The 16,668-nt window shown below is 65.7% G+C and carries 16 protein-coding genes; 14 read left to right on the top strand and 2 right to left on the bottom strand.

Going from position 1 to position 16,668, the window contains the following annotated elements:
* Nucleotides 1–10: 10 nt before the first annotated feature.
* A complete protein-coding gene (gene flgB / locus K7H93_RS04755; protein ID WP_197635367.1) occupies nucleotides 11–358 on the bottom strand; it encodes a flagellar basal body rod protein FlgB in 348 nt (115 codons plus the stop codon).
* Nucleotides 359–534: 176 nt separating this feature from the next.
* On the opposite strand from flgB, the gene K7H93_RS04750 reads away from it, so the two are divergent.
* The 11 genes from K7H93_RS04750 (at nucleotide 535) to K7H93_RS04700 (ending at nucleotide 10,809) form a co-directional block, all read left to right on the top strand.
* Entirely contained in the window at nucleotides 535–1,221 is a 687-nt protein-coding gene (locus K7H93_RS04750; protein ID WP_230782708.1) for a MotA/TolQ/ExbB proton channel family protein, read from the top strand.
* Complete coding sequence (locus K7H93_RS04745) at nucleotides 1,218–1,652, top strand: hypothetical protein (protein ID WP_230782707.1); 435 nt, start codon at nucleotides 1,218–1,220, stop codon at nucleotides 1,650–1,652. Before K7H93_RS04750 ends, K7H93_RS04745 begins: the two co-directional genes overlap by 4 nt.
* A gap of 55 nt (nucleotides 1,653–1,707) precedes the next feature.
* Nucleotides 1,708–2,238 (top strand): flagella basal body P-ring formation protein FlgA, encoded by a 531-nt coding sequence (locus K7H93_RS04740; protein ID WP_230782706.1) that lies wholly within the window; start codon nucleotides 1,708–1,710, stop codon nucleotides 2,236–2,238.
* Nucleotides 2,239–2,402: 164 nt separating this feature from the next.
* Nucleotides 2,403–2,645 (top strand): flagellar biosynthesis anti-sigma factor FlgM, encoded by a 243-nt coding sequence (locus tag K7H93_RS04735; RefSeq protein ID WP_230782705.1) that lies wholly within the window; start codon nucleotides 2,403–2,405, stop codon nucleotides 2,643–2,645.
* Between the two features lie 10 nt (nucleotides 2,646–2,655).
* On the top strand, nucleotides 2,656–2,976 hold the full coding sequence (locus tag K7H93_RS04730; protein WP_226661269.1) for a hypothetical protein: 321 nt from the start codon (nucleotides 2,656–2,658) through the stop codon (nucleotides 2,974–2,976).
* A 76-nt stretch (nucleotides 2,977–3,052) separates the two neighbouring features.
* Nucleotides 3,053–3,970: a transglycosylase SLT domain-containing protein gene (locus tag K7H93_RS04725; protein WP_230782704.1), complete on the top strand. Its 918-nt coding sequence runs from the start codon at nucleotides 3,053–3,055 to the stop codon at nucleotides 3,968–3,970.
* On the top strand, nucleotides 3,967–6,102 hold the full coding sequence (locus K7H93_RS04720) for a flagellar biosynthesis protein FlhA (protein WP_230782703.1): 2,136 nt from the start codon (nucleotides 3,967–3,969) through the stop codon (nucleotides 6,100–6,102). Before K7H93_RS04725 ends, K7H93_RS04720 begins: the two co-directional genes overlap by 4 nt.
* The gene (locus tag K7H93_RS04715) at nucleotides 6,099–6,821 is read left to right on the top strand and encodes a sigma-70 family RNA polymerase sigma factor (RefSeq protein ID WP_010234029.1); all 723 of its coding nucleotides are present in this window, start codon (nucleotides 6,099–6,101) and stop codon (nucleotides 6,819–6,821) included. Before K7H93_RS04720 ends, K7H93_RS04715 begins: the two co-directional genes overlap by 4 nt.
* Nucleotides 6,822–6,890: 69 nt before the next feature.
* Nucleotides 6,891–7,631, top strand: coding sequence for a trehalose-phosphatase (otsB, locus tag K7H93_RS04710; RefSeq protein ID WP_230782702.1), 741 nt, complete (start codon nucleotides 6,891–6,893; stop codon nucleotides 7,629–7,631).
* Nucleotides 7,628–9,427, top strand: coding sequence for a glycoside hydrolase family 15 protein (locus K7H93_RS04705; RefSeq protein ID WP_230782701.1), 1,800 nt, complete (start codon nucleotides 7,628–7,630; stop codon nucleotides 9,425–9,427). Before otsB ends, K7H93_RS04705 begins: the two co-directional genes overlap by 4 nt.
* Nucleotides 9,424–10,809, top strand: a complete 1,386-nt coding sequence (locus K7H93_RS04700; RefSeq protein ID WP_230782700.1) for an alpha,alpha-trehalose-phosphate synthase (UDP-forming) — start codon at nucleotides 9,424–9,426, stop codon at nucleotides 10,807–10,809. Before K7H93_RS04705 ends, K7H93_RS04700 begins: the two co-directional genes overlap by 4 nt.
* Before the next feature lie 15 nt (nucleotides 10,810–10,824).
* Here the strand turns inward: K7H93_RS04700 and K7H93_RS04695 are convergent, their stop codons facing one another.
* Nucleotides 10,825–11,484: a queuosine precursor transporter gene (locus K7H93_RS04695; RefSeq protein ID WP_054526344.1), complete on the bottom strand. Its 660-nt coding sequence runs from the start codon at nucleotides 11,482–11,484 to the stop codon at nucleotides 10,825–10,827.
* Between the two features lie 135 nt (nucleotides 11,485–11,619).
* Between K7H93_RS04695 and K7H93_RS04690 the strand changes: the two genes are divergently transcribed.
* The 3 genes from K7H93_RS04690 (at nucleotide 11,620) to K7H93_RS04680 (ending at nucleotide 16,593) form a co-directional block, all read left to right on the top strand.
* Nucleotides 11,620–12,933 carry a NupC/NupG family nucleoside CNT transporter gene (locus tag K7H93_RS04690; RefSeq protein ID WP_230782699.1) on the top strand — a complete coding sequence of 438 codons (1,314 nt, stop codon included), beginning with the start codon at nucleotides 11,620–11,622 and terminating at the stop codon, nucleotides 12,931–12,933.
* A 10-nt stretch (nucleotides 12,934–12,943) separates the two neighbouring features.
* On the top strand, nucleotides 12,944–13,873 hold the full coding sequence (locus tag K7H93_RS04685; protein ID WP_230782698.1) for an isopenicillin N synthase family dioxygenase: 930 nt from the start codon (nucleotides 12,944–12,946) through the stop codon (nucleotides 13,871–13,873).
* Nucleotides 13,874–14,118: 245 nt separating this feature from the next.
* Nucleotides 14,119–16,593 (top strand): TonB-dependent receptor, encoded by a 2,475-nt coding sequence (locus K7H93_RS04680; RefSeq protein WP_230782697.1) that lies wholly within the window; start codon nucleotides 14,119–14,121, stop codon nucleotides 16,591–16,593.
* Nucleotides 16,594–16,668 lie beyond the last annotated feature (75 nt).

Here is a 16,668-nt window from a genome sequence, read left to right as displayed (position 1 = left end):
CCCGGCATGGTCATTCGCCCCTGATCGCACGGGTCAGCGTTTCGACGCGGCCCTTCAGGAAACCGAGCGTGGCGGTGTAGGCGACCGCGTTCTCCGCGAAGGCGGCCTGTTCGGTCCCCATCTCGACGGTGTTGCCGTCGAGGCTGGCCATGGTGGGAATGCGATAGACGGTGGCGCGCTGGGCGGCGCTTTCGCTTTCGCTGCCCGCCAGGCGTGCCTGCAGCGCGGCACCGAAATCGATGTCGCGCGCCTTGTACCCGGGAGTGCCGGCATTGGCGATGTTGGAGCCGAGCACGGCCATGCGTTGCGCACGGACTTCCAGCGCTGCTCCATGGATGCCGAAAAGGCCCTCGTTCATTGCAATCGTCTCCACGCCTTCGTGTGTCGCTCACAGTAAGCAAGGGGCGTGCCAACTTGTGCGAAAGGCGCAGAAACGCGGGACTTGCCGGGTGGGGCGGCAAGCGATTGCCGGTTGGCGGCAAAAATCGGGCGCTCAACCCTGAAACCGCGCGAAACCCTGCCGTTCTTCTTGCCGTGAACACGATTGCGACATTTCTCGACCACTGGTTCGACCCCGCCTCGCTGGGAATCGTGCTGGGCGGCACTTTGCTGGCGACAGTGCTGCGCTGTGGGCTTGCCGAGACGCGGCTGGCGCTGGCGAAGATCGGCACGCTTGCCGCCCGGCCATTCGATCCCGCCCGCGCCCGCGCGCAGATGGCGCGGCAGATCCGCGATATTTCCAGCGAGGGCCTGATGCGCGCGGAACCGGTCCGGTTCGGCGATGGCGAGTTCGACCATCTGGCCGACGTGCTGATCAGCCGCAGATCGATCGACGCGCTGCATGGCGAGCACGAGGATCAGAAGCGAACCCGCGTCGAGGCTGCGCAAACCGCTGTGCATGTGCTGGGCCAGGCAGCGGAGCTGGCGCCCGTGCTGGGCCTCGCGGGCACGCTGGTCGCGCTGGGCACGATGACGCCGGACGGGACCGCTGGCGGAATGACCGGCGCGATCGCGATGGCCGTGGTCACCACTTTGTACGGCATTGCCGCAGCGAACTTCCTGTTCAGCCCGCTCGCCGCCGCGATCGAGCGCCGCTCCGCGCGGGAGGAACGCGACCGGCAGGCGGTGCTCGACTGGCTCGAGAACGGGGTTCGCGCGGCGGGGCCCCGACCGGTCGTCGATCCGCCCGGCACGCGGCGCATCTTGCGGGAAGTGGTGTGAGCATTCGCGGTCTCACCGGCTGGCAGACCTCGCTGGCGGATCTCTCGCTGATCCTGTTCGCGGTGGTCGCCGCGTCCTATCGCGGGGACCCGGCAGAGGAGGCTGTGCCGAGGCCCGAGGAGGTCGAGCAGGCGCTCGACGTCGCGCTCGGTCAGCCAATGGCGGTGTTCCGCCCGGGCGGCGATGCCGATCTGACCCGCTGGCTCGCTGCGCAGAACATGGACGAGGGCGCGCTCGCCACGGTAATCGTGCGCCACCGGCCCGGCAGTGCGGCGCGTGCGGCGAGCGAGGCCGCGCACCTCGCAGATGAGATCGAGCGGGCGGGCCATCATGCGCGGCTGGTGGTCGAAACCTCCGCTTCTCCGGAAATACTGGTGACGATCGCCCACGATCGCACCGATTATGGCACGGAAATTGCAGATACGCGGTGAGTATAAGGTGGGCGCGTCGCCCGCCACGACACGCCAGATCCGGAGCACTGCAATCATGTCCAAGTTTTACCCCCTGTTTGCCGGCGGCCTGCTGGCCGCGACCGCTGCCGCATCCCCGGCCAGCGCCAGCGGGCCGATGGACCCGGCGGCGATCGACCGCGCGGTGATGGAATTCACCGGCGCCGGGATCGGCCAGCCGGGCGGCGCGCGCTTGCCCGTCGACCGGCGGATGCGCCTGAATGCCTGCGGCACACCGCTGCAGCTCGAATGGTTCGGCAAGAACCGCGACAGCGTGCAGGTGCTGTGTCCCGATGCGGGCTGGCGGATCTACGTGGCGGTTTCGCAGGGTGCGCAGCAGGCCGCGCAGGCCGGTCAGCCGGGCAGCGGAGAGATCGTCGTCAGCCGGGGCGAGACCGTTGCGATCGTGGTCGAGGGCGGTGGCTTCTCGCTCTCGCGCCAGGCGGTCGCGCTGGAAGAAGGTGCGATCGGATCGTGGATCAAGGTCCGTCCTGCGCAGGACAGGAAGGCCGAACCGCTGCGCGCGCAGGTCGTCCGCCCCGGCCAGGTCGCCGTCCGCCTGCGCTGAAACGGGTGAGTTTTCAGCACGGTGAGAAAAAAGTTTCGCGGCCCTTAAAGCCATTGCGCAGGTGCCGTTCTAGGGTGTGAAGCGACCGTTCCATCGAACGGCCATGAGGAAGGACACAAGCAATGCGAGATTTCGGATTGCCGAACATCGGAGGACCAGCTGGCTTGCGCCGCGGCGTCGCGCCGGTCGAGCGCGTGTCCGCTCCGCAAAAGACGGCCGATCAGGCGGCCAGCACTGAGGGTATGAGCGCGGTTTCGATGCCGGACGCGGGCGGCAGCGCCCCGGTCGACAGCGATCGCGTGGCACGGATTCGCGGCGCGATCGAAAGCGGTACCTATCCGCTGGTCCCGACCGAGATTGCCGAGGGCATCATCGCCTCCGGCCTGTTCCAGAATAGCGGCGAGTAAGAGACCCGGGATGACGACGCGTACTGCCTTGCGGCAAATGCTTGCCCTCCTCGAAGGCGAGCGGCAGGCCCTTGCCGCCCTCGATATCGACCGGATCAACAATTGCTCGAACGACAAGATGAATCTGTGCGCGCGGCTCGATGAAGTGCGCCCGGAAGACCTGGACGAGGAATGTCTCGGCCTGCTCGACGCGGTGCGCCGGTTGAACACGATCAACCGCCGTCTGCGCAACCTTATCGCCACCAATGTCCAGGCGCGGATCGACGCGATGGCGGGCGTTGCGGGCACCTATAATGGCGGGATCGAGCGCCCCGCCGGGCTGTCTTACTGACACGAGGGCAGCCGCCCGGGCGTTAACTGGCACGAAGATTGCTTAGCACCTACGGAAGTTCAGTTCCGGAGGTCCAGTGCCCACCGCAAGTCCAGTACCTGCCGCAAGCCCCGCGCAAGCGCCTGCCGCTCCGGCACGCTCGGCGGACGTGCGCACCGCGATTGCGCGTGCATCCGAGAAGACCGGAGTCGATTTCGATTACCTGCTGGCGCAGGCGCGGCTCGAATCCGGATTGGACCCTGACGCCAAGGCGCGCACCTCCAGCGCCACGGGCCTGTACCAGTTCATCGATTCCACCTGGCTGCGCACGATGGACCGGCACGGCTCCAAATATGGTTATGCCTGGGCCAGCGACCGGATCGATCCGCGCGGCGGCGTGTCCGATGCGGGCACCCGCGCGCAGCTGCTCTCGCTGCGTTACGATGCCGATACCTCCGCGCTGATGGCGGCCGAGCTGGCGCGCGAGAATACCGATGGCCTGCGCGGCGTGCTGGGCCGCGAGCCGGAACCCGCCGAGCTCTATCTCGCCCACTTCCTCGGCCTCGGCGGGGCGCAGACATTCCTCAATGCCTATCGCACCGATGCGGGCCAGTCGGCCCCGGCACTGATGCCCAAGGCGGCGGCGGCAAACCGCCCGATCTTCTACGACCGGGGTCGTCCGCGCTCGGTCGCCGAGGTGATGAGCCTGTTGCAGACCAAGGTCGCCAACGCGATGGAGCAGGGCGGGGCAATGCCCCTCGTGCCCGGCGGCGCACCGGGGACCGGCGGCCTGTCGCAGGAATTCGCGCAGGCGCGCTACGCCAGCACCGCGATGATGCCGGGGCGCAGCGCGCGCGCGGTGGCGATCGCCGCGACCGATGGCCCGCAGGCGCGCCCTTCCATGGCGGAGACGCTGCGCTCCACCTTCGGGGGCAGCGATTCAGGCGGGGTCGGCGGACGAGCGCGTGCCCGGATCGATGAAGCCTACTCCAAATTCGCGGCGCTCGGCCTGTGAAGCTGCCTGCCTTCATCTCGCCCGCGCTTGCGCTTCCCGCCGGGATTCTCGCGATCATCCTGCTTATGGTCGTGCCGATCCCGTCGCTGATGCTCGACCTGTTCTTCGTGCTCAATATCGCGCTGTCGGTCTCGATCCTGATGGCGGCGATGAATGCGCAAAAGCCGCTCGACTTCTCGTCCTTCCCCTCGGTCCTGCTGTTCGCCACGCTGATGCGCCTCGCATTGAACGTCGCATCGACCCGCATCGTACTGCTCAACGGGCACGAGGGCGGCGCGGCGGCGGGCAAGGTGATCGAGGCCTTCGGCGAATTCCTGATCGGCGGCAATTTCGCGGTCGGGCTGATCGTGTTCATCATCTTGACGATCATCAACATGGTGGTGGTGACCAAGGGTGCGGGCCGCGTGTCCGAAGTGACCGCGCGCTTCACTCTGGACGCCTTGCCGGGCAAGCAGATGGCGATCGATTCCGACCTCGCTGCCGGGCTGATGACCGCCGAGGAAGCCAAGGCCCGCCGGCGCGAGATCGCCACCGAGGCCGATTTCTACGGGTCGATGGATGGTGCCAGCAAGTTCGTGAAGGGCGATGCGATCGCCGCGCTGCTGATCCTGTTCGTCAACGTCATCGCCGGTCTGGTGCTGGGCATGGCAAGCCACGGGCTGAGCGCGGGCGAGGCCGGATCGCTCTACGTCACGCTGGCGGTGGGCGATGCGCTGGTCGCATCGATCCCCGCGCTGCTGCTGTCGATCGCCGCGGCGGTGATCGTCACCCGCGTCTCCGACACCCGCGACCTGACCGGGCAGATCGGCGGACAGCTGGCCGATTCCAAGATCTGGCTGCCGGTCGGCTGCATCCTCGGCGCGATCGGATGCATCCCGGCAATGCCGCAGATGATCTTCCTGCCGCTGGCGGCGGGTGCGCTGCTGCTGTGGCGCGGGCTCAAGAAGCGCGAGGATGCCGCGGCTGTCTTCGTGCCCGAGCCCGAGGAAAAGCCCGACCCTTCGCGGATCACCATCGGCGAAGTGTCGGACCAGACGCTGGTCACGATCCAGCTCGGCTACGGCCTCGTCCAGCTGGCCGACGACCGGAAAGGCGCACCGCTGGTCGCCCGCCTGACCGGCCTGCGCAAGCAGATGTGCCAGGCCTTCGGCTTCGTCGTGCCGCAGTTCCGCATTGCCGACAGCTTCGACATCGCGCCCGACCAGTACCGCATCATGCTCGGCGGAGCGCCGGCCGGTTCGGGCACGCTGCGCAGCGGCAAACTGCTCGCGATCGACACCGGGGAGGTGCTCGATTCGCATGTCCTCGCAGGGGAACCCACCAAGGATCCCAGCTTCGGCTGCGATGCCAAATGGATCGACGAGGGTTCGCGCGATCTTGCGGTGGCGGAGGGCTATCTGGTGGTCGATCCGGAAAGCGTCATCGCCACGCAGGTCCACCAGCTGCTCGCAGGCCGCGCGGCCGAGCTGCTGGGGCCGGACCAGGTGCGCGAACTGCTCGATCTGCTGCGTGAACGGCACGCCCAGCTCATCGACACGATCACTCCGCAGCCGCTCTCGCTCGCGGCGATCACCGCCGTGCTCAAGGCGCTGCTGGCAGACGGCATTTCGCTGACCCATTCGGTGCGCGTCTTCTCCAGCCTGTCGCAGGCCGCTCAGCGGACGAACGATCCGGCGCAGATCGTCGAGCTGATGCGCGCGGACCTCGGCTCGATGCTGGTCGGCACGATCTGCGGCCCGGACGAGCGTCTGCCTGTACTCACCCTCGCCGCGCGGCTGGAAGAGATGGTCGTGGGCGGAATGCAGGACCCGACCACGGGCGAGATCGTGATCGAGCCCGACCTCGCGCGCTCGATCGGCGAACGGATTTCCGCGCTGCTCAACTCCCGGCCGCAAGGCGCGCTCACTCCGGCACTGGTGGTCCAGCCGCGCGCCCGCCGCGCGCTCGCCAGCCTGCTCAAGCTGCGTGCGCCGGGGCTGCTGGTGCTGTCGATCAACGAACTGCCTGCTGCGCAGCCGATCGAGGTGATCGCGGTCATCGGTGACGATGCCGAGGCGGCACCGCAGCAGCCGCAATTGCCGCCGCCCGACCAGACCCAGCACATGCAGCCGCAAGAGGCACTTGCCGCATGAAGCACGATCAAGCCCTTTTCGCCGTCCGCCATGCCTATGGCTCCACCGTGCAGGAGAAGGTGACGCAGTTCCTCCCGCTCGTGCGCAAGCTCGCGTGGTATTACGAGGGGCATGGCAGCGCGACGGTCGACGTCGACGACCTGATGCAGGTCGGGATGATGGCCCTTACCGAGGCGGCGCAGCGGCACGACCGGCCCAGCGACGATGGCTTTGCCGCCTATGCCAAGATGCGCGTGCGCGGCGCGATGGTCGACCTGCTGCGCGGCCAGTCACACCGCCCGCGCAGTGCCGCGGCCTGGACCCGCAAGCGCGATGTCGCCGAACAGACATTGCGGACCGAGCTGGGCCGCGCGCCCAATGCGGCGGAAATGGCTCAGGCGATGGAAATGCCGCTCGACCGCTACGAATCGATGCGCCTCGCCGCCTCGACCAGCGCGACCTCGATCGACGAATGCTATTCGGACAGCGATACCGCGTTCAGCGACAACCGGCCCGATCCCGAAGCCAACCTGCTCGCCAGCGAGGATAGCGGAGTGCTCGCCCAAGCCATCGGCGCGCTGCCCGAACGCCTGCAGCTGGTCCTCAAGCTCTATTTCATCGAGGAGCTGAACCTCAACGAGATCGCCGCCGTGCTCGGCGTCAGCGTGCCGCGCGTCCATCAGCTGAAGGCCGATGCGCTGAAGAAGGCGCGGGTGGCGATGGTTTCGCAGGTCGAATAGCCCCGCGCGCGGCTGCGTTTGAGACGAACAGTTTGCACTGCAGCATTGGTTGCCCCTATGTCTGTGGGCATGGCCGCAGCCGATCTCGCCCCGCCTCCAAATCTCGATGCGATTCCCAGCGCGGCGCTGTTCCTCGATTTCGACGGCACGCTGGTGGAACTGGCCGACAGCCCCGATGCCATCGACGTGCCGCGGCATTTGGCCTCCGCGCTGGAACGCAAGGCGAGGGAGCTGAACGGGCGGCTGGCGCTGGTCTCGGGCCGCCATATCGGCGATCTGCGCAAACACCTGCCGCGCTGCGCCATCGTGATGAGCGGTTCGCACGGTGCCGAGGTGACCAGCCCCGACGGCTCGCCGGTCAGCGAACACGCGCCGCCCTCACTCCATGACGAAGCATGGGACGCGGCGCGCGCATTCGAGCGCTCCACCCACGGCCTGCTGCTGGAACGCAAGACGCTGGGGCTGGGGCTTCACTATCGCGAATGTCCCGAACGCAGGGACGATATCCGCGCCTTCGCGCAGGATCTCGCAGATCAGCACGGTCTGCATGTGCGCGATGGGAAGATGGTGATCGAACTGGCGACGACCGATAGCGACAAGGGCGTCGGTCTGCGGGCGATCATGGGCGATCCGCCGTTTGCAGGAGGCACCCCCGTCTTCCTCGGCGACGATACCACCGATGAAGACGGGTTTCGCGCGGCGCAGGAACTAGGCGGCTTCGGTGTGCTTGTGGGAGAACCCCGTGAAACCGCCGCCCGATATCGCCTGCCGGGCGTTGAGGCGGTGCACCAATGGCTGGAGCTTGCATGACACAAACACCTACCCACAGCTCGCTCGAACTCTGGCCGGTCGGCAATTGCCAGGTCACCGGATTGATCGACGAGGGTGGCGGACTGGTGTGGGGCTGCGTGCCGCGGGTCGATGGCGACCCGGTTTTCTGCGCGCTGCTCAATGGGGAGCGGCAGCACGAAGGCGTGTGGCGGATCGAGCTGGAAGGTTTTGCCAAATCGACCCAGCAGTATCAGCGCAACACGGCAGTGCTGAAGACCCGGCTCGAGGCGGAAGACGGCAGCGCGATCGAGATTATCGATTTCGCCCCGCGCTTTCGCCGATCGGGCCGGATGTACCGCCCGGTCGCCTTTGTGCGGATCGTGCGGCCCGTGGCGGGGACGCCGCGCATAACGGTCAACTGCACGCCGATGAAGAATTATGGCGAGGCAGTCGCCGAGACGACCAACGGCACCAATCACATCCGCTATCTTGTCGGCCAGCAGGCGCTGCGCATGACCACCGATGCGCCGGTCGGCTACGTGCTCGAAAAGCGCACCTTCCGGCTCGAGAGCGACCTGCACTTCTTCCTCGGCCCGGACGAGCCGTTCGGCGGCAATGTCGGGCGCGAGGTGGAGACGATGCTTGAGCTGACCGACCATTATTGGCGCCACTGGGTCCGCGGGCTGGCGACGCCGATGGAATGGCAGGAGGCGGTGATCCGCGCTGCGATCACGCTGAAGATATGCCAGCACGAGGAAACCGGCGCGATCGTCGCCGCCCTGACGACCTCGATTCCCGAGGCACCGGGCAGCGAACGCAACTGGGATTATCGCTACTGCTGGATTCGCGATGCCTATTACACCGTGCAGGCGCTCAATCGCCTCGGCGCGCTCGACGTGCTGGAGAAGTACCTCGCCTACCTGCGCAACATCGTCGACAATGCCAAGGGCGGCGCGGTCCAGCCGCTCTATTCGGTGATGGGCGAGCCCGAATTGACCGAAAGCTTCGCGCAGCATCTGGCGGGCTATCGAGGCATGGGCCCCGTCCGCAAGGGTAACGCCGCCTTCAGCCAGGTGCAGCACGACGCCTATGGCCAGATCGTGCTGCCCACGGTGCAGGCCTTCTTCGACCAGCGGCTTTACCGTCTGGCAGGCGAAGCGGATTTCGACAGCCTCGAGCAGGTCGGCGAGATGGCGTGGAAGATGCACGATCAGCCCGATGCAGGCCTGTGGGAATTCCGCACCCGGCAAGAGGTTCATACCTATTCCGTGCTGATGAGCTGGGCCGCGTGCGGGCGCATCGCGACCGTCGCAGAACGGCTCGGATTGATCGACAAGTGCGAATTCTGGCGCGACCGGGCTGCGACAATCCGCGCGCGCATCGAGGAAGATGCGTGGCACGAGGAAGGGCAGCACTACGCCTCCGCGCTGGGCGGCAGCCACCTCGACGCGAGCCTGCTGCAGATGATCGACCTCGGCTTCCTCAAGCCCGAGGACGAGCGCTTCCAGAAGACCTTCGCCGCGATCGAGAAGGGGCTGCGGCGCGGCGAACACATGCTGCGGTACGACGCGGAGGACGATTTCGGCTTGCCAGAGACCGCGTTCAACATCTGCACCTTCTGGCTGATGGAAGCGCTGCATCTTGCCGGGCGCGAGGAAGAGGCGCGGGCGCTGTTCGAAACCATGCTGTCGCACCGGACCAAGTCTGGCCTGCTGTCCGAAGACCTCGATTTTAACAATGGAGAGCTTTGGGGCAACTTCCCCCAGACATACTCTCTGGTGGGTATCATCAACTGTGCCACCCTTCTTTCCAGACCATGGAGCGTCATAAGATGAGCCGCCTGATCGTCGTCTCGAACCGAGTATCCGTACCCAAGGCGCGAGGCGCCGCCGGATCTCAGGGCGGGCTGGCGGTCGCGCTGGGATCTGCACTGCGCGAACGGCGCGGAATCTGGTTCGGCTGGTCGGGCAAGGAGACCGAGACGTTCTCCGGCCACCTCGACATGCAGAAGAACCAGGGGGTGACCACCGCGACGATCGACCTCGAACCGCAGGACGTCGACGAATATTACAACGGCTACGCCAACCGCACGCTGTGGCCGCTGTTCCACTACCGGATCGATCTGGCCGAGTACGAATCCGGCTTCGGCAAGGGGTACGAGCGGGTCAACCAGCGCTTTGCCGATAGTCTCGGCCCGCTGATCGACCCCGAAGACACTGTGTGGGTGCACGATTATCACCTGATCCCGCTGGGCGAACGGCTGCGCACGCGGGGCAACAAGAACCGGATCGGGTTCTTCCTCCACATCCCCTGGCCGCCGCGCAACCTGCTGGTCGCGCTGCCGTTCCACGAGCGGCTGGTGCGCACCATGCTGGCCTACGACCTGATCGGGTTCCAGGACGAGGAATCGGTCGACAGCTTCCTCGGCTATTGCCGCAAGGAATTGCAGGCGGATGTTACCGACGACGGCACCGTGACGTTCGACGGACGCTCCGTGAAGGTCGCCGCTTTCCCGATCGGGCTCGACTACGATGAATTTCTGGAAGGCGGGCAGACCGGCGATGCGCGGCAGGCGCATCAGCGGATGCTGTCCAGCTCGCGCCATCGCAAGGTCATCATCGGGGTCGACCGGCTGGATTATTCCAAGGGGTTGCCCGAACGCTTCGATGCGCTGGGTCGCTTCTTCGATACCTATCCCGACCGGGTGAAGGAGACGCTCTACGTTCAGATCGCGCCGCCCTCGCGCCAGGATGTCGCCAGCTATCAGAAGATCCGCAACACGCTCGAACAGAAAGCGGGGCAGATCAATGGCGAGCGGTCGGAGGTCGACATGGTCCCGATCCGCTACGTTAACCGCGGCTATTCGCGGCAGGAACTGTTCGGCATCTACCGCTCCGCCCATGTCGGGCTGGTCACGCCCCTGCGCGACGGAATGAATCTGGTGGCGAAGGAATACATCGCCGCGCAGGATCCCGAAGATCCCGGCGTGCTCGTCCTCTCCCGCTTTGCAGGCGCAGCCGAGCAGCTGGAGCTCGATGGGGAGGGCGCGCTGATGATCAATCCCTACAGCATGGAAGAAACCAGCGAGGCGATCCGTACCGCGATCGACATGCCGCTGGAAGAGCGCAAGGCGCGCTGGCAAAAGCTCAACGAGGTGGTCAAGACCGCCAATGTCGAGAAATGGCGCGAGAATTTCGTCGAGGCGCTGGGGGTCTAGCCTGACGAAGCTGCCTCAGCCCTCTCTGGCGAAGCGGACCAGCACCCAGATGATCAGCGGGACCAGCACGAAGCTGAGCACGACCTTGGCAATCGCCTGCCCGATCAGCAGCGGCACGATGTCGAACTGGCCGTAGAACGCGACCGTAATGAAGATCAGCGTGTCGACCGCCTGGCTGACCGCCGAGGCAAGCCCGCCGCGCAGCATCATCCAGAAACCACCCCCGTCTCCGTTGCCGCGCAGTTTCTCGAACAGCCAGACGTTGAGCAGCAGCGATACGCCATAGGCGATCGGCCCGGCGATCATGATTCGCCCGGTCTGGCTGAGCACGGTTTCGAAGGCGGCGAGGTTTTCTGGCGGCATCTGAGGGCTGGGCGGGAAGGCAAGCACCAGCTGGATCAGAAGGATCGAGAGGCCCAGCGGGGCGAATCCCCACAGCACCAGCCGGTTCGCCATGCCGCGCCCGTAAAGCTGGGAAATCGCGCTGGAAATCGCGACCAGCATCAGGAACGCGAAAATCCCCGACTCGACCGCCAGCGTGGTGAAGCCCAGCGGCAGCGCGATCTGCTTGAAGCCGAGCACTCCCGCCAGCACCGTCATCCCGCCGTAAAGCAGCGCATAGACGAAAAGCGGGCGGGGAATCGCCGGGGCCGGCGCAGGTGCTGTGTGATCCATCCGCCTCCGCTTATGATCGGCGCGGGCAAAAGAAAAGGGATGACGGCGGGAACCTGTTGTCACCGCACGAATTGACTACCTCCGCCGAACAGGCGAAGGGGCGACTTCTTCCCGCAGACGACCCGAAAGCCAAATATGCCGCCAGTGCTTGCCAGCCTGCTTGGGATCGTTGCGATCCTTGCCTTCGCCTTCCTGCTCTCCAATGCCAAACGCAAGATCCGGCTTCGGGTCGTGGTCTCGGCCTTTGCGCTGCAGGCGCTGCTGGCCTTTCTTATTCTGCGAACCTCGGGCGGGCGGATGGTGATCCGCGAGATGAGCGCCGGGGTTGCCGCGCTGCTCTCCTACGCGGATGCTGGCACCGCCTTCCTGTTCGGGGCGGACAATCCGCTGCAGAACACCTTCGCGCTAGGCGCGCTGCCGGTGATCGTGTTCTTCGCGGCGCTGGTGTCGATCCTCTACCACCTCGGGATTATGCAGGTGATTGTGCGCTGGCTGGGCGGCGCGATCGGCTTCCTGACCGGGATCAGCAAGGTCGAGGCGCTGGGGTCGGCCGCCAACATCTTCGTCGGCCAGTCGGAAAGCCCGCTGGTGGTACGGCCCTATCTCGCCGCGCTCGCTCCCAGCCGGCTGTTCACATTGATGACCGTCGGGATGGCGGGCGTCGCGGGTACGATCCTAGCGGCATACGCTGGGCTGCTGGGCAACGAATACCTGCCCTTCCTGCTCGCCGCCGCCTTCATGTCCGCGCCCGGCGGCATCCTGATGGCGAAGATCATCATGCCCGATGTCGACGAAGCCTCGCCCGAGGCCGAAGGCGAGCTGAGCCTGCCGCGCGGCCGGATCAGCGCCGAAGGGCCTGCCGCCATCACCGAGCGGCGCGAGACGCACGAGGTGGAGGCCACCGATACCTTCGAAGAAGGCGAGCGGCCCGCCAACGTGATCGAGGCTGCGGCCCAGGGCGCGCAGACCGGGGTCAAGCTGGCGGTCGCGGTCGGCGCGATGCTGCTGGCGTTCGTGGCGCTGGTCGCGCTGGCCAACGGCGTGCTCGGCTGGGTTGGAATGTGGTTCGGCTATCCCGAACTCTCGTTCCAGCAGCTGCTTGGCTACATCTTCGCGCCGATCATGTTCCTGATCGGCGTGCCGTGGGAAGACGCGGGCGTGGCGGGCGGGCTGTTCGGCACCAAGATCGTGCTCAACGAATTCGTCGCCTTCATCGACCTCGGCCAGATCGGTGCCGCCGATATTTCGGAGCGGACCCGCGCGATCATCACCTTCGCGCTGTGCGGCTTCGCCAATTTCAGTTCGATCGCGATCCAGATGGCGGTGACCGGCGGGCTGGCGCCCAACCAGCGCCCCGTGATCGCCAAGCTGGGCGTGCGTGCCCTGCTCGCCGGGTCGCTCGCCAATTTGATGAGCGCGGCACTGGCCGGGCTCTTCCTGCCCGCCTAAAAGGTTACCAATGTCGACTATCGCATCCGTCTCGCTCGACCGTCCGCTCGAAGACATCGCCCGCGATCTGGGCGAGAGCTTTGCCGAATATGGTTTCGCCATCGTGCGCGATCACGGTGTGCCGGACGATCTGATCGCGCGCGCCGAAGAGGCGAGCCGCGCCTTCTTCGCGCTGCCGGAAGAGACCAAGCGCGCTTACAAGATCGAAGGGATCGGCGGCGCGCGCGGCTACACTCCGTTCGGCCAGGAACAGGCGAAGGACGCCGAGGTCTTCGACCTCAAGGAATTCTGGCACGTCGGCCGCGATCTGCCTGCCGACCACCCACTGGCCCGGTTCATGGAGCCCAACGTGTGGCCCGCCGAGGTGCCCGAGTACGAGGCGACCATGCGCGAGCTGTACCTCGCGCTGGAGGCGAGCGGGCGGCGCGTGCTCTCCGCGATCGCGATCCATCTGGGTGAAGACCCGCGCTTCTTCGATCCTGCGATCGAGGATGGCAATTCTGTTCTGCGCCTGCTGCGCTATCCGCCGCTGCCAGAGGACGCGCCCGACGGCGCGATCCGCGCCGCACCGCACGGGGACATCAACGCGATCACCATGCTGCTGGGCGCGGAAGAGGCAGGGCTGGAGCTGCTGACGAAGAAGGGCGAATGGCTCGCGGTCAGCCCGCCGCCGGGCGCGCTGGCGGTCAATATCGGCGACATGCTGGAACGGCTGACCAATGGTCGCCTGCGCTCGACCACGCACCGGGTGGTCAATCCGCGCGGCGATGCGGTGCGCAGGGCACGCTATTCGATGCCCTTCTTCCTCCACTTCCGTCCGGACTACCTGATCGATCCGCTGCCCTCGTGCATTACGCAGGGCGAGGAGGCGTCTGCGCCGGAACCGATTCTGGCGCATGATTTTTTGATGCAGCGGCTGCGCGAGATCAAACTGGCCTGAAATCGGCGTTTCGCGGGCGTCATAATGTGACAATCACATTAATCTCCCGTATGTTGCACTGCGGCAACACTTAAAAATCCATAACTCTCAAGAGCTTGAGTGGCATTAGTGGCGCGAGGGGCTCGCAACCCCCGAGGCGTAATTTGCCTGTCACAAATTTGGCGTTAGGGGGCGCTCGACCGGCCCTGGGGGTCGGCCCGTAGCATTTGCGATTCCCGTCCAGAGCGTCCTCAAAGGAACCTTCCATGAAGCTCAAGTATTTGCTGGCAACCAGTGTTGTCGGCCTCACCGCCGCGGCCTCGGCCCCGGCCTATGCCCAGTCGACCGGCTCGGTCGACTTCGATGATGAAAACGTCATCATCGTCAGCGGCGCCCGTTCGACCGACGTCGCCGGCATCGACATTCCCGATTCGCCCAAGGCCAAGGTCCAGGTCGACTCGGAACTGATCCGTCGTCAGACTCCCGGCCAGACGATCAACGACACGCTGAACCTCGTCCCCGGCGTCAGCTTCACCAACAACGACCCGTTCGGTTCGCTCGGTGGCAGCTTCACCATCCGCGGGTTCTCGTCCGACCGTATCTCGCAGACGTTCGACGGCATTCCGCTGAACGACTCGGGCAACTACGCGCTCTACACCAACCAGATGCTCGATCCGGAAATCATCGAGTACGCGACCGTCACGCTCGGCTCGACCGACGTCGACAGCCCGACCGCATCGGCCGCCGGCGGCACGATCAACATCCGCTCGAAGAACCCGGACGAAGAGTTCGGCGTGATGACCAGCATCACCTACGGCAACATCATCGCGCGCGGTAACCCGGGCGACCGCATGATGTATCGCGGCTTCGCCAAGCTCGAAACCGGCAACATCACCTCGGGCGGCCTGCGCGCCTACGTCACCGCTTCGCGGACCGAGAACGACTCGGTGTTCTCGAACTACGGCGGCGTCGACAAGCAGCAGTACAACGCCAAGATCTTCCAGCCGATCGGCGTGAACGGCGACTTCATCTCGCTCGCCGGCCACTACAATATCAACCGCAACAACTTCAACGGCTCGCCCGCGCGGTTCAGCGGTGCCGACGGTTACGCCATCGTTGATCCCGAAGACCGTTTCTACGAGCTGTCCGACGGCACGCCCTGCACGCTGGCCCCGGCCACCCCGGGCGTCCAGGACGAGTACAACAGCTGCGGCACCCCGTTCGAGCGTCGTTACAACCCGTCGAACACTGCCAACATCCGCCTGAACTCGCGCTTCACGCTCAGTGACAACCTGACGCTGACCGTCGACCCGAGCTTCCAGTACGTGAAGGCCAATGGCGGCGGCACCTCGATCGGCTTCGAAGGCTTCTCGCCCGACGGCTTCACCGGCGGCATCTTCCGCACCGATCCGCGCAACCCGCAGCGCAGCACCCGTTCGACCCAGTACTACTACTTCGGTGGTACCGACCTGAACGGCGACGGCGACACGCTGGATTACGTCACGATCGGCTCGCCCAGCAACACGCAGACCAACCGCTATGGCGTGATCGCCAACCTGATCTACGACATCGCCGAAGGTCAGCGCATCCGTCTCGCCTACACGTTCGACCGTGCGCGTCACCGTCAGACCGGCACCTCCGGTTCGCTGCTGACCAATGGCGAACCCGTGAGCGTGTTCCCGATCGACGATCCGCTGCTCGACAGCAGCGGGATTGCTCCGCAGAAGCGTAACCGCAAGTCGTTCGCGACGCTGCATCAGGCTTCGGCGGAATATCGCGGCGAGTTCGGCGATCTGGTCGCCCAGGTCGGTGTCCGTGCGCCGTTCTTCACCCGCGACCTCAACCAGTACTGCGTGACCACCGATGCCTCGGGCAACGTGAACTGCATCAACGGCGATGCGAACATCACCGCCTATCTGGCTGCGAACCCCAACGCCGTCGCACCGACCTCGGTCAAGTACGACTACAACAAGCTGCTCCCGAACGTCGGGCTGACCTACAACTTCACCCCGGAAGCCAGCGTCTTCGCCAGCTACGCCAAGAACCTCTCGGTTCCCGGCACGGATGACCTGTACGGTTCGCTCTACGTCGGCGTTGCGCCGGCTCCGGAAACCTCGGACGCGTTCGATCTGGGCGTTCGCTATCAGACCCGCACCGTCCAGGCGCAGCTTTCGGGCTGGTTCAGCCGCTACCAGGACCGTCTGAAGTCGGCCTATGATCCGATCCTCGACCGGACCATCACCCGCAACCTGGGTCAGGTCGACAAGTACGGTGTGGACGGCAGCATCGCGTGGCAGCCGATCCGTGCGCTGTCGCTGTATGTCTGGGGTTCCTATGTCGCCTCCGACATCAAGGACGACGTGCAGACCGGTGCGACTTCCTTCGCTCCGACCGCCGGCAAGCGTGAAGCGGGCATTCCGGAATACACCATCGGCGCGCGTGTGCAGGGTAACCTGGGCCCGGTTGAAATCGGTGTCCAGGTCAAGCGCACCGGCGATCGTTTCCTGAACGATATCAACACGATCACGCTGCCGGGTTACACCGTGGCCGATCTCGATGTTCGCCTGCCTCTGGGCACCTTCAGCGAAGATCTGGAGAAGGCCTATTTCCAGGTGAACGTCACCAACCTGCTCGACGAAGTGTATGTCGGTTCGGCTTCGACCGGCCTGACCACCAGCGGCGCGTTCGTGAACATCGGCCCGCCGCGGGCGATCACCGCCTCGCTGATCTGGGGCTTCTGATCCAGACACGCGAACGGCAACGTTCGATTTGAAAAGCGGCGGCCTCCCACAGCGGGAGGTCGCCGTTCTTCGTTT

It is taken from the genome of Citromicrobium bathyomarinum (genome assembly GCF_021021475.1).
GTDB lineage: Bacteria > Pseudomonadota > Alphaproteobacteria > Sphingomonadales > Sphingomonadaceae > Alteriqipengyuania > Alteriqipengyuania bathyomarina.
Note: the sequence above shows the minus strand (reverse complement) of the source record. Positions and strands in the feature narration are given on the sequence as shown.

Coding starts and splice junctions, on each gene's coding strand:
- flgB (WP_197635367.1), bottom strand. CDS start 358: ATGAACGAGGGCCTTTTCGGCATCCATGGAGCAGCGCTGGAAGTCCGT.
- K7H93_RS04740 (WP_230782706.1), top strand. CDS start 1,708: ATGTCCAAGTTTTACCCCCTGTTTGCCGGCGGCCTGCTGGCCGCGACC.
- K7H93_RS04730 (WP_226661269.1), top strand. CDS start 2,656: ATGACGACGCGTACTGCCTTGCGGCAAATGCTTGCCCTCCTCGAAGGC.
- K7H93_RS04715 (WP_010234029.1), top strand. CDS start 6,099: ATGAAGCACGATCAAGCCCTTTTCGCCGTCCGCCATGCCTATGGCTCC.
- otsB (WP_230782702.1), top strand. CDS start 6,891: ATGGCCGCAGCCGATCTCGCCCCGCCTCCAAATCTCGATGCGATTCCC.
- K7H93_RS04705 (WP_230782701.1), top strand. CDS start 7,628: ATGACACAAACACCTACCCACAGCTCGCTCGAACTCTGGCCGGTCGGC.
- K7H93_RS04700 (WP_230782700.1), top strand. CDS start 9,424: ATGAGCCGCCTGATCGTCGTCTCGAACCGAGTATCCGTACCCAAGGCG.
- K7H93_RS04695 (WP_054526344.1), bottom strand. CDS start 11,484: ATGGATCACACAGCACCTGCGCCGGCCCCGGCGATTCCCCGCCCGCTT.
- K7H93_RS04690 (WP_230782699.1), top strand. CDS start 11,620: ATGCCGCCAGTGCTTGCCAGCCTGCTTGGGATCGTTGCGATCCTTGCC.
- K7H93_RS04685 (WP_230782698.1), top strand. CDS start 12,944: ATGTCGACTATCGCATCCGTCTCGCTCGACCGTCCGCTCGAAGACATC.
- K7H93_RS04680 (WP_230782697.1), top strand. CDS start 14,119: ATGAAGCTCAAGTATTTGCTGGCAACCAGTGTTGTCGGCCTCACCGCC.